This is a genomic window from Larkinella bovis (assembly GCF_042655385.1).
Classification (GTDB): Bacteria; Bacteroidota; Bacteroidia; order Cytophagales; family Spirosomataceae; genus Larkinella; species Larkinella bovis.
In genome coordinates this window covers 21624-34107 of record NZ_JBHSMA010000009.1, presented here as the reverse complement: position 1 = coordinate 34107, position 12484 = coordinate 21624, and the positions used below count along the sequence as shown (strand labels likewise).

General features: G+C 54.7%; 7 protein-coding genes. All 7 read left to right on the top strand.

Annotation, left to right across the window (positions count from 1 at the left end; all coding sequences use genetic code 11):
- Positions 1 to 193: 193 nt before the first annotated feature.
- The 7 genes from ACFPMF_RS21560 (at position 194) to aceE (ending at position 12480) form a co-directional block, all read left to right on the top strand.
- Positions 194 to 1231 carry a FecR domain-containing protein gene (locus ACFPMF_RS21560; protein ID WP_379848933.1) on the top strand — a complete coding sequence of 346 codons (1038 nt, stop codon included), beginning with the start codon at positions 194 to 196 and terminating at the stop codon, positions 1229 to 1231.
- 157 nt (positions 1232 to 1388) lie between these two features.
- Positions 1389 to 4823 carry a SusC/RagA family TonB-linked outer membrane protein gene (locus tag ACFPMF_RS21555; protein ID WP_379848931.1) on the top strand — a complete coding sequence of 1145 codons (3435 nt, stop codon included), beginning with the start codon at positions 1389 to 1391 and terminating at the stop codon, positions 4821 to 4823.
- 24 nt (positions 4824 to 4847) lie between these two features.
- Positions 4848 to 6293, top strand: a complete 1446-nt coding sequence (locus ACFPMF_RS21550; RefSeq protein WP_379848929.1) for a RagB/SusD family nutrient uptake outer membrane protein — start codon at positions 4848 to 4850, stop codon at positions 6291 to 6293.
- A gap of 152 nt (positions 6294 to 6445) precedes the next feature.
- Complete coding sequence (locus ACFPMF_RS21545; RefSeq protein WP_379848927.1) at positions 6446 to 7741, top strand: mandelate racemase/muconate lactonizing enzyme family protein; 1296 nt, start codon at positions 6446 to 6448, stop codon at positions 7739 to 7741.
- Between the two features lie 15 nt (positions 7742 to 7756).
- The gene (locus tag ACFPMF_RS21540) at positions 7757 to 9079 is read left to right on the top strand and encodes a mandelate racemase/muconate lactonizing enzyme family protein (protein WP_379848925.1); all 1323 of its coding nucleotides are present in this window, start codon (positions 7757 to 7759) and stop codon (positions 9077 to 9079) included.
- Between the two features lie 185 nt (positions 9080 to 9264).
- Positions 9265 to 9672, top strand: coding sequence for a Dabb family protein (locus ACFPMF_RS21535; protein ID WP_379848923.1), 408 nt, complete (start codon positions 9265 to 9267; stop codon positions 9670 to 9672).
- A gap of 102 nt (positions 9673 to 9774) precedes the next feature.
- Positions 9775 to 12480 carry a pyruvate dehydrogenase (acetyl-transferring), homodimeric type gene (gene aceE / locus ACFPMF_RS21530; RefSeq protein WP_379848921.1) on the top strand — a complete coding sequence of 902 codons (2706 nt, stop codon included), beginning with the start codon at positions 9775 to 9777 and terminating at the stop codon, positions 12478 to 12480.
- Positions 12481 to 12484 lie beyond the last annotated feature (4 nt).

The window sequence follows — 12484 nt, the reverse complement described above, 5'->3', positions numbered from 1 at the left end:
GGCCGTTCAGAATACCTGACCTAAACGGATTTTGGCCTTATGGATAAAGCGTTATTAGGCAACGCAAACGGGGTTGTCATAACCTATAGTTTGTTTTTGATCTGAATTGCACAATTTTTATTAAAAATATTCTTATTGGGGTGGTGCTGGAGCGGGTTGGGTTGTAATGGGTATATAAGAGCGCGAAAACTGGATGGATGGTCAATTATTGAAGAAGTATTTCAGTGGCGCGTGCACGCCCGCTGAAGAACTGGAGGTCCTGACGTGGTTTAAAAACAAAAACCTCGACCCCGAGCAGGAACAGGATCTTTACCGAATGTGGCAGGAAACCGGCGAAGACCCACTCAACGTCGATCCGGGCCGAAATCGGGTGGAGATTTTCGACCGCATCATCCACGCCATCGAATCGCAGGAGGCCGAACCTGTCGAGCCGGTTTCGGAACCGGAAATGCCGTTACCGGGCGTTGAACGCCGGCGGTGGCTCTGGTGGCTGGGTGCTGCGGCCGCGATGGTCGTCGTTATCACGAAGTTCCTGGTTCCGAATCCGTTCCAGAAAGCCGAGCCGATCCGGATTTTACAGGCGGTTGCACCATACGGTCAGCGAAAGGTCGTTCAACTGGACGATGGTTCGGTTATTCACCTGCATTCGGGAAGCCGCCTTACCTACCCGGCGCATTTTCAGGCGGATAAGCGCGAGGTTGGGTTGATCGGAGAAGCCTTTTTCGACGTGAAACGGGATACGCTGCGCCCGTTTACGGTCCGGTCGGGGCACTTGCTGACGCAGGTTTTGGGGACGACTTTTAACATCAAATACCGACTCAACGCGGAAACTATGGCGGTTTCGCTGGCCACGGGTTCGGTGCAGGTCCGGCAGATTGGAGGCAAACGCATCGGGCAAACCGCCCGGCTGGTACCCGGCGAGCAATTGGTCTATGCCGAAAAGAACGTGAATTTTGAGGTTCGTCCGTTTGACCGGGATGAAGTATTGGGCTGGCAGAAAGGGCTGTTGAACTTCCGCAAATCCTCGTTATCGGAAGTGGTTGAAAAGCTGGAGAACTGGTACGGCGTACGGGTTGAGTTGCGGGGGAAAGTTCCGCGGAATCCGAATGATTGGAAATACTCCGGAAGTTACGATAACCAGTCGCTGGAGAATGTATTGACGGGCATAGCCTTTGTCAAAAATTTTGCCTACGAAACCCGGGGCAATGTCGTGATCATGAACTTTAACTAAACCGGCCGCCACCCAGATGACGTAGAAAACCCTCAAAAAAAGTCAGGCTTCGGGAGAGAAGCCTGACTGATCAAGCCAATTAAAAGGCAGTGTTGGCGCATAGGCTTTTAATTCGGCTTTGACTCTGTTTCTTTTAAAACACTAACTGCCCAAAGTTATGAAGGAATATCTATATTATCCAGCAAACTGGATGGTAAGGGCTGCTATTGTGATGATTTTATGCATCGCCAGTAGTTTCAGGGCAACCGCATCGGACGACCATGACTATTCTCTGTCCCTTGACACACAAATTACCCTAACCCTTAAAAATGCTTCGCTCAAGGAGTTCATCCAGGCGATTGAATCCAAAACCAATTACCGGTTTACGTTTGACGAACGGGATATGTCGTACGACGGCAGAATCACGATTTCAGCGACGAACGAACCGCTGGCCAGGTTGCTCGACCGCGTAGCGGGAACCACCCCGCTGGAATTCAAACTGGTCAAGAACAACATCCACATCCGCATCCGGGAAACCCGGCCGACGGCACCCGCAGGCCCTGTTTCCGCTCCACCGGCCCCGGCTGCCCCCAAAACCAAAATCACCGGGACCGTAAACGACGACAAAGGCCAGGGATTACCGGGTGTCACTGTCCTCGAAAAAGGCACTACCAACGGGACCACCACCGATGCTGCGGGCGAATTTGCCCTGAACATCCAGGACCCCCAGGCGGTTTTGGTCATTTCGTACATCGGTTACCTGACGCAGGAAGTCCCCGTTGGCACCCGGACGACTTTCAACGTTACGCTCGTAGCGGATATGAAAGTTCTCGAGGAAGTGGTGGTGGTGGGGTATGGCGTACAAAAGCGAAAAGATCTGACCGGCTCGGTTGGGTCGGTGGACAACAAGGCCATCAAAGACCTCGGCGTTACGCGCATCGACCAGGCGCTGGCGGGGCGAGTGGCTGGGGTCCAGGTCAAAACTACCACGGGCGAACCGGGTGCCGCTCCGCAGATTCGGGTGCGGGGCATTGGCAGTATTTCCGCCGGAAGTGGCCCGCTGTACGTGGTCGACGGTTTTCCGACCGACAACATCCAGTCGCTGAATCCCAACGACATTGCCAGCATGGATATTCTGAAAGATGCTTCAGCCACTGCGATTTACGGTTCGCGCGGAGCCAATGGCGTCATCATTATCAACACCAAACGGGGCAAAGTCGGGAAGCCGGTTTTTACGTTCGACACCTTCTTTGGGTACCAGAAGGCTCTGCGCGTACCGGAATACATGAATGCCCGCGATCAGGCGCAGTATTATTTTGACGGGATCAAAAACCGGAATATGGACGAAGGAAGCCCCGTTACCGGCGATCCGGCCAAATGGAAAGTGCCGGTTCCGGTTGATGTCCTGGATGTGCTCAGCGGCAAAAACACCACCGATCACGTGCCGCTGAACGGTGTCTTGCGCACGGCGGCTCAGCAGCAATATCAGTTGGGAGCCACGGGCGGCACGGAAAATGTCCGGTATGCGATCAGCGCGGAATACCTCAAACAGGACGGGATTATCATCAATACCGGTTTTCGGCGGTATTCGCTGCGGGCCAACATCGATGCGCAGTTGTCCAAAAAATTGCTGCTCAAGCTGAATCTGAACCCGTCTTTTACGGATGCGGATGTGGTGACCGCGACGGGGGCTTCGGGGGGAGCAAACGAAGGCGTCATTGCCCAGGCCACCAACGTGCAGCCGTTTTATCCCTATTTCAACCCGGATGGCTCGTACTTCATTTTTTCGCCCGGGATGTCGGCGGGGCCCACGGCTTACAATCCGGTGGCGCTGGCGCGGGAAGTGATGAACAAACAGAAGAAAATGGGTTTGCTGGGCAACCTCGGCGCGGAGTATTCAATTACGAAGGATCTGAAATTCAACGTCATGCTGGGCGCTTCGTTTCTGAACCTGCACGGGTTGAAGTTCATGCCGAAGCTTCCGGTTTTTCTGGATGTTCCGGCGGTCGGTACCGACAACACCGCCATGACCTACAACTGGCTGACGGAGTATACGCTGAACTACCTCAAAAGCTTCGGGAAACACAACATTACCGGACTGGCCGGGTATACGGTGCAGAAAGAACGTTCGGAAACCAACATGCTAACCAGCAACAGTTACCCCAACAATCTGGTCCCGACGCTGAGTGCTACCAGCGGTATTATTACCAATGGAACCTCTGACGTATATGAGTGGTCGTTAGTGTCGTATCTGGCCCGGGTCAATTATAATTACGACGGTAAATACTACCTGACGGCTTCGATCCGGACCGATGGTTCCTCCCGTTTCGGGACCGAAAACAAGTACGGGGTGTTTCCGTCGGCGGCCGTAGCGTGGCGGATTTCGGACGAGGCATTCCTGAAAAACGCCCGGTTTTTAAGCGAAATGAAGCTGCGGGCGAGTTACGGTGAAACCGGAAACAACAACATCGGAAATTATGAGCATTTCGCCACCATTACCTACCTGAAATACGCGCTGGGCGGAACGGCGGTTTCCGGTTTTGCTCCCGGCAAGCTGGCAAATCCGAACCTGACCTGGGAAAAACAGCAATCGCTGAACGTTGGGCTTGATGCGGCTTTCTTCGGAAACCGGCTGACGCTGAACATCGATCACTTCCGGTCGCGGAATACCGATTTGCTGTTGAACGTCAACATTCCGGGCATTACCGGTTTCAGCAATTCGCTCCAGAACATTGGCGAAATCAGCAACACGGGCTGGGAGTTCGTGGCCAGTACGGTCAACGTGAACAAAACCGTTCGCTGGTCGACCGACTTCAACATTTCGACGTACCGAAACCGGGTCGAGAAACTGGGGCCAAACGGCGATCCAATTTATGTTGGGGCCAGTGTCACCCGGATTGGACAACCGATCGGGATGTTCTACGGCTGGCTCACCGACGGGATTTTTCTAAACCAGGCGGAAGTGGACAAAGGGCCGGTTTTCGCACCGGGGACTCCCACCCGTTCGCGCCCAGGCGACACCCGGTTTGTGGACGTCAGCGGTCCCGACGGTCGGCCCGACGGGATTATTGACAACTACGACCGCACGATCATGGGCAATCCGTATCCCGATTTTTATTACGGTATGACCAACAACGTTTCCTACAAAAACCTGACACTGAGCATTTCCATTCAGGGGTCGCAGGGAAACGACGTGGTGAACATGGCCCGCAACGGAGCCCTATCGACGCGGGGCCGCATTCCGGCTCTGGCGTATCTGGGCAATTACTGGAAATCGGAAACCGACATTGGCGATGGAAAAACCGTCCGGCCCAACGACCAGCCGACCGGCAATGTCCGGGGGCAGTTCAGCCAGCGACACCTCGACAACGGTTCGTACCTGCGGGTGAACAACATCACGCTGGGCTACACGCTGCCCGACCCGGTTTTTCGACGGCTCGGTCTGACGGCGGCCCGGGTATACCTGAATGCCACGAATCCGCTGATTTTCACGAAGTATACGAACTTTAATCCGGATGTCAGTACGAGCGAAAATCCGTTGACGCCCGGGACCGACAACAACGATTATCCGTTGCCCAAGAGCCTGATTCTCGGATTGAATATCGCTTTTTGAACCGGTGCAAAATTCAAGACAGCTATGAAAAAACTCATTAGTCTGCTGACCGTCCTGGTCGTTACCATGTCGTGCAGCAAGGATTTTATCGAGAGAAACCCGATTTCGACGGTCAGCACGGAGGTTTTGTACAAAACCGACAAGGATTTTCAGGACGCGGTGATCGGGATTTACCAGCCGTTTCAAACCCAGTACCTGACCTTCTGGCAACTGAGTGATTTGCCCGGCGATGATACGGAGCAGCAGCACTCGGCCGCGTTTGATCTGGTGAATATGAACAATTTCATCATCAATAGCAGCCTGAACGTACTCAGTACCAGTTGGCTGAATTATTACCAGATCATTTTTCGGGCCAATACGGTTTTGAGCAACATCGAGAAAGCCGATCCGGCCCTGGTGACCCGCAAAGACCGGCATATTGGGGAGGCCCGGTTTCTGCGCGCGATGGCCTATTTTGATCTGGTGCGGATTTTTGGTGACGTTCCGATGCTGCTGGCCCCAATCGTCGCGACCGAGGCCGCCCAGAAAGGCCGGGATAAGGTCGATACGATTTACGACGAGGTGATTATCAAAGACTTGCTGGATGCCGAAACAAAGCTGCCGGAGAAGTACACCGGGACCGATGTGGGCCGGGCGACCAAAGGCGCGGCCCGGGCCCTGCTGGGGAAAGTGTATCTGACCCGGAAGGATTTCGCCAGGGCCGAAGCCAAGCTGAAGGAAGTAACCACGATGGGCTACTCCCTGCTGCCCAACTTCAATGACCTCTGGGATTATTCGAAAGACGAACACCACGCCGAATACATCTACGACATCGAATACGTGGACGGTGGTCTGGGACTTGGGAGCACGTTTTCGAATATTTTCGCGCCGAACCTGTCGCAGATCATCAATTTTTTCGGACTGAAAGGCGCTGGTGGTCAGAACGGTTCGCCCACGGAAGGGTTGTTCTCGCTGTATGGGCCGACCGACAAGCGGAAAGCCATTTCGGTGGCCCACGTGATCGACGGACTGGTCGATCGGAACGGTACCTTTATTCCGATGACGCCGATCGACGCGACGTCGTACACCAAAAAGTACATGTCGACGCTGGTGAACCCGAACGACAGCAAGGCCAACTGGAAAGTGATTCGCTACGCCGATGTGCTGCTGATGTACGCCGAAGCGCTGAACGAAAACGGCAAAACCGCCGAGGCCCTGACGGTGTTGAATCAGGTTCGGGCGCGGGCTGGCGTTCCGGCCTATACCGGACTTGGGCAGGCTGAAACCCGGGATCGGATATACACTGAACGGCGGCTGGAACTGTATCTGGAAGGCCAACGCTGGTTTGATCTGGTCCGGACGGGCCGGGCGCTGCCGGTTCTGGAAAAGCAGGGCATGAAACCGTACATGACGGTTTTTCCGATTCCGCTGAACCAGATTCAGGTGATCAACAACCCGACGATTTTTCCCCAGAATCCGGGATACGATTAAGCGGAAAGTCCCCGCCAACCCCTTGGCGGGGACTTTCCCTCCGATAAAATGAAGACACCCGGGCTCGTTCGCTTCGGTGTTCGGAATTCCTATTGCCTGAAAAAGAGACCAATCGATTCTCAGCCGGCCAGTGGCCGGATCAATTATGACTTATGAAAACAAATCGACGGACATTCATTAGTTCCGCAGTCGCGGGGGGGCTGGGGGCGGTTTCGCTGCCCGCTTGGGGGGCGACCCGGCAATTGTCCGGTTCCATGCCCGCCAGTCTCGAAAGCCGGTATGATAAGCTGGATGAAGTCCTTAAAAAACCGGTCTTCCGCAAGGAGTTATTCGCGTCGCCGGTCATGCTGGAATCCATCGAACTGCTCCGCGACCGGAATAATTTTCTGGTTCGGGTCCGGTCAAAGGAGGGGGCAGAGGGCCTTGCTGCCGGACACGGCACTCAGAACAGCAAAAGCTGGCCGGCTTTCGAAGGGATCAGGAACCGGTTTATGGGGAAAGATCTGCGAAATCTGGACGCCTTGATTCCCGGTGATAGCGGCAAGAGCGGTGGGATTCCGTTCAATGCGCAGGTGGCCGTGCTGGAATTTGCCATGCTGGATATGATGGGCAACCTGATCAAAAAACCGGTTGGTGAACTGATTGGGAAAATCGTAAATCCCATGATTTCGGTGTATCAGGGGTCGCGCGTGGTGGAACTGCGCCAACTGCCGCCGGAAGAATCCCTCGAAATTGTGAAAAAGGATCTGCTGGAAAGTAAGGCCAAAGCCGTCAAAATGAGGGCCGGTGGGGGCGGTATTCTGGATGGGGATAATGCGCCCGGGCGAACCGAAAAACTGCTCAAAATGGCCCGCGAAACCTTCGGCGACAATATGGTGCTGGGCTGCGACGGCAACGGCAATTATACCCGCAAGGGCGGTATTCGAATTGGGAAGGTCCTGGAAGAATACAACTACCAGTGGTGGGAAGAAATGGTGCCCTTTGGGCAGTATGACGATCTCAAACACGTCAAGGACAACCTGAAAATCCCGATTTCGACCGGTGAGTCGGAAAGCCACATCAGCACGTTCCGCTGGCTGATTGCCAACGATGCCTGCGATATTGTGCAGCCCGATCAGTTGTATTTCGGGGGCATGATCCGTTCGATGAAAGTGGCCCGGATGGCCGAAGCGTTCGGGAAAACCATCGTGCCGCACATCACGCAGTATGGGCTGGGCTACCTCTACATGCTGCACTTTATTTCGGCCTGCCCCAACGCCGGGAAATACCAGGAATTTGACCTGTTTTCAACCCGCGACGCCAATGGCAACCAGATTCCGATCGTCTACAAGTCCGGGGATCCGATCACCAGCTACGACGGGGTGTTGAAAGTACCGACCGGCTCCGGGCTGGGCATCGTCATCGACCCGGATTATATCAAAAAACACAAGGTCGTTAACGACTGGTAATTCAAAACTAGCTTCATGAAAACAAATCGACGCAACTTTATCAACACGGCTGTTGCCGGTGGGCTGGGTGCAGCCGCTGCCCCTTTTTCCTCGTTCGGGGCCCATGCGAAAACCGGGGAGGCCAGGCCGATGGACCTTCGAACCCGCTACGCCTACCTGGACGATGCCCTGAAAAAGCCGGTTTTCAGGAAAGAACTCTTCTCGGCACCGGTGGTGCTGGAAACCATCGAGCTGCTCCGCGACCGGGAGAATTTCATGGTTCGGGTGCGCTCCAAAGACGGCGCGGAAGGGCTGGCCGTGGGGCATACGGGCCTGAATCCGAAAGGGGGAGGAGGGCAAAGTGTCCGGAACTGGCCGGTTTCGAAGTTTCTCTTTGATCAGTTTCAGGGAAAAGATATGCGCGACCTCGACGCCCTGATTCCCGGCGACAGCGGCAAAGGCGGTGGAGTGCCGTATAACATTGCGTTGGCGACCCTCGAATTTGCCATTCTGGACATGCTGGGGAATACCATCAAAAAACCGGTCGGGGCCTTGATTGGGAATATTGTCAATCCGATGGTGACGGTGTATCAGGGGAGCCGGATGCCCGAACTGCTCTCGCTGCCGCCCGAACAGTCGCTGGAAATTGTCAAAAAAGATTTGCAGGAAACCAAGGCCAAAGCGATCAAAATGCGGGTCGGTCTGGCCGGGCAACTGGATAAAGACAGCAAAGCCGGGAATGAAAAGCTGATTAAAATGGCCCGCGAAACCTTTGGCGACCAGATGGTTTTGGGTTGCGATGGGAACAACAAGTTTACCGTGGAAGGGGGGATCCGGATGGGTAAGATCCTGGAACATTACAATTACCAGTGGTGGGAAGAAATGGTGCCCTTCGGGTGGTACGACGAACTGAAAATGGTCAAGGAGGGCTTGCGGATTCCCATTTTTACGGGTGAGTCGGAAGCGCACATCAGCACGTTCCGCTGGCTGATTGCCAATGATGCCTGCGATGTGCTGCAACCCGATCAGTTGTATTTCGGGGGCATGATCCGCTCGATGAAAGTGGCCCGAATGGCGGAGGTTTTCGGCAAAACGATGGTGCCGCACATCACGCAGTACGGTTTGGGCTACATCTACATGCTGCATTTTATTTCGGCCTGTCCCAATGCCGGGAAATACCAGGAGTTTGATACGTTCTCGACCCGCGACGCCAACGGTAACCAGATTCCAATCGTCTACAAGTCCGGTGATCCGATTGTCAGCTACGACGGCGTACTGAAGGTGCCCACCGGCCCGGGCCTGGGTATTACCATCGATCCCGATTACGTCAAAAAACACAAGGTTATCAAGGACTGGTAATTCAGGGTTACGGTATTCGGTTTTCAGTATAAAGTTTTCGGTTTACAGGTAAGGTGTTTTTAATGATTACAGTGTAAGGTCGCCAGCGAATACTTAATACTGAAAACCGTAAACCGACCACCGTAAACTGAATACCGAAAACCGTCCTCCCATTTTCCCATGCGCCTTCAATTTTTGAAACGATTATGAAACTACACAACCGAAGAAAATTTATGACCCGGGCCATGCTGGCCAGCGGGGGATTGGCCATGACCCGGGCCGCTATTGCCGGACCGGCGAAAAAAGGACAGGTAATTCACCACGTTTTTTTCTGGCTGAAAAACCCCGATTCAAAGGAAGATCTGCAAAAACTGCTGGACGGTTTGAAATCACTCGAAAAAATCGAATCCGTCAAACAGTATCACATTGGCGTTCCGGCACCGACCGATCCGCGCCCGGTGATCGATAGTTCCTATGCGGTTTCGGCCCTTTCTTTTTTTGATGATTTAGCCGGACAAAATGCCTACCAGGTCCATCCGCTGCACAAGAAGTTCGTGGAAACCTGCTCTCCGCTCTGGAAAAAAATCCAGGTCTACGATTCGGCCGATCTGTAGGCCAAAGCGGCCCGATAGAGGGGCAGTGGGAGCGTACCGGCGAACGTCCGGGATGGTTGGATCAGGTCTGCTTGTTACACTTTTTAGCTAAAACATCGAATCATGGTAAGTACCATCGAAGCCATTACCGAAGACTGGCAACTTGAAAAACAGGAGTGGATTGAATCCATCGATGCCGTACTCGATGCGTACGGGGAAGAAAAAACCAAAGAGCTACTCAAGGCCATCACCCACTACGTAATCCGCCGGGGCGTAGCGTTTCAGGGGGAAAACATCAATACCCCGTACATCAATACCATCAACGTCAAAGACGAACCAACCTACCCCGGCAACATTGAACTCGAGCAGAAAATCGAGAACATCAACCGCTGGAACGCCATGTGTATGGTGTTGCAGGGTTACGACAACGGCTCTGGCGTGGGCGGACACATTGCTACGTATGCGTCGGCGGCTACCATGTACGAAGTCGGTTTTAACCATTTTTTCCGGCCGCGTACCGCTGAATACGGCGGTGATCTGGTGTCGTTTCAGCCCCATGCCGCCCCGGGGATTTATGCCCGGGCTTTTCTGGAAGGACGGCTTTCGGAAGATAACCTGAAAAATTTCCGCCGGGAGCTGAAACCGGAAGGCGGTTTGCCGTCGTATCCGCACCCCCGCCGGATGCCCTGGTTCTGGGAGATTCCCTGCGCTTCGATGGGCCTCATGCCGGTCAGCGCCATTTACCAGGCCCGGTTCAATAAGTACCTGATCAACCGGGGACTCAAACCGGACAATGGCGGCAAAGTCTGGGCGTTTATTGGCGACGGCGAAATGGACGAGCCGGAGATTGTCGGCACCATCAACATTGCCGCCCGCGAACGGCTGGACAACCTCATTTTTGTGGTCAACTGCAATCTCCAGCGGCTTGACGGGCCGGTGCGGGGCAACGGCAAAATCATTCAGGAACTGGAACGGCTGTTTCTGGGTGCGGGCTGGAATGTGATCAAGGTGATCTGGGGGGGTGAGTGGGATGCCCTACTGGCCCGGGACCATAAAGGCTACCTCGTCAAACGCATGGAAGAAGTGCTGGATGGGGATTACCAGCGGTATTCGGTGCTGGAAGGCGATAAGGTCCGTAGCCATTGGGTGGGGGAGAACCAGGAACTGGCCGACCTGATGCGGTCGCTGACCGACGAAGAAATCCGGTCGATTAAACGCGGGGGGCACGATTACAAAAAGGTGTATGCGGCTTTTCACAAAGCGGTGAACGGTTCGAATGGTAAACCGACCATTGTTTTTGTCAAGACGATCAAAGGCTACGGCATGGGCAGCACGGGCGAGGGCCGGAATACGACGCACCAGAAAAAAAGCATGCTGGCCGAAGAACGGCAGGAAGCCGCCAACCGGTTTGGAATTCCGTTGCCGAAAACCGCCATCGAATCTGCAAAATTTTACAAACCCGACGCCAACGGTCCCGAAATCAGCTACCTGCAGGCGCAGCGCGCGGCTTTGGGGGGCGACCTGCCCGCCCGGGTCGAAACGTGCCCGGCGATTCCGACGCCTGATCGCACCTTTTTTGACGAGTTTGCCGAAGGAACCGGCGACCGGGCGGTTTCAACGACGATGGTGCTGGTACGCCTGATTACGAAGCTGCTGAAGGAACCACAAATCGGGAAATACATCGTGCCGATCATTCCCGACGAAGCCCGGACGTTCGGCATGGATGCGTTGTTCCGGCATGCCGGGATTTACCATCCCGAAGGACAACGCTACATTTCCGTCGATGCCGGAAGTCTTTCTTATTACCGCGAAGCGCAGGATGGACAGATTTTGCAGGAAGGCATTTGCGAAGCCGGGGCACTCGCCAGCTTTATGGCTGCAGGGTCGGCCTATGCCCGGCACAGCCTGCCGATGATACCGTTCTACATCTTCTACTCGATGTTCGGATTTCAGCGGGTGGGTGACATGATCTGGGCCTGTGGCGACATGATGTGCAAAGGCTTTCTGTTCGGCGGAACCGCCGGCCGGACCACGCTGAACGGCGAGGGGGTGCAGCACCAGGACGGCCATTCGCACCTGCTGGCGAACACGGTTCCGAATCTGAAAACCTACGATCCGGCGTTTGCCTACGAACTGAGCGTGATCATCCGGGACGGGATTGACCGGATGTTTGAAAAACAGGAGAAAATCTTCTACTACATCACGGTTTACAACGAAAATTACGCGCAGCCGGCCCTGCCCGAAGGCGTAGAGGAAGGTATCATCCGGGGGATGTACAAGGCGGTTGTGTCCGAACTGAAACCCCGCCGGGAGAACGAAGAAACCGCTCCCGAAAACCGGAAAGTGCACCTGATGGGCAGCGGTTCGATCATCACGCAGGTGCTGGAAGCCCGTATCCTGCTGGAAGAAATGGGCATTCCGACCGACATCTGGAGCGTGACCAGCTACAATGAACTGGCCCGCGATGGGTTCGAAACCGAACGCTGGAACCGTCTGCATCCCGATCAGGAAGCCCGTAGGCCGTACGTGCAGTCGCTGACGCGGGATGAACAGGGCATTTTCATTTCGGTATCGGACTACCAGAAAAGCCTGGGCGGGAGCATCAGCGCCTGGATGCCGAAGCCGTATGCGGTGTTGGGAACCGATGGTTACGGCCTGAGTGAAGCCCGGCCCGAGTTGCGCGACTACTTCGAAACTTCCCCCCGCTTTATTGTGCAGACCGCTTTGTACGAACTGGAGAAAACCGGGGCTATTCCGAGGCCGCAGGTTCTGGATTTCATGAAAAATGAAGGCATCAACGGCGAAAAAGTAAACCCGGCAACGGCTTGACGGT

What these genes read in the sequence shown, in the direction of transcription:
- ACFPMF_RS21560 (WP_379848933.1), top strand. Translation starts at nt 194, where the DNA reads ATGGATGGTCAATTATTGAAGAAGTATTTCAGTGGCGCGTGCACGCCC.
- ACFPMF_RS21555 (WP_379848931.1), top strand. Translation starts at nt 1,389, where the DNA reads ATGAAGGAATATCTATATTATCCAGCAAACTGGATGGTAAGGGCTGCT.
- ACFPMF_RS21550 (WP_379848929.1), top strand. Translation starts at nt 4,848, where the DNA reads ATGAAAAAACTCATTAGTCTGCTGACCGTCCTGGTCGTTACCATGTCG.
- ACFPMF_RS21545 (WP_379848927.1), top strand. Translation starts at nt 6,446, where the DNA reads ATGAAAACAAATCGACGGACATTCATTAGTTCCGCAGTCGCGGGGGGG.
- ACFPMF_RS21540 (WP_379848925.1), top strand. Translation starts at nt 7,757, where the DNA reads ATGAAAACAAATCGACGCAACTTTATCAACACGGCTGTTGCCGGTGGG.
- ACFPMF_RS21535 (WP_379848923.1), top strand. Translation starts at nt 9,265, where the DNA reads ATGAAACTACACAACCGAAGAAAATTTATGACCCGGGCCATGCTGGCC.
- aceE (WP_379848921.1), top strand. Translation starts at nt 9,775, where the DNA reads ATGGTAAGTACCATCGAAGCCATTACCGAAGACTGGCAACTTGAAAAA.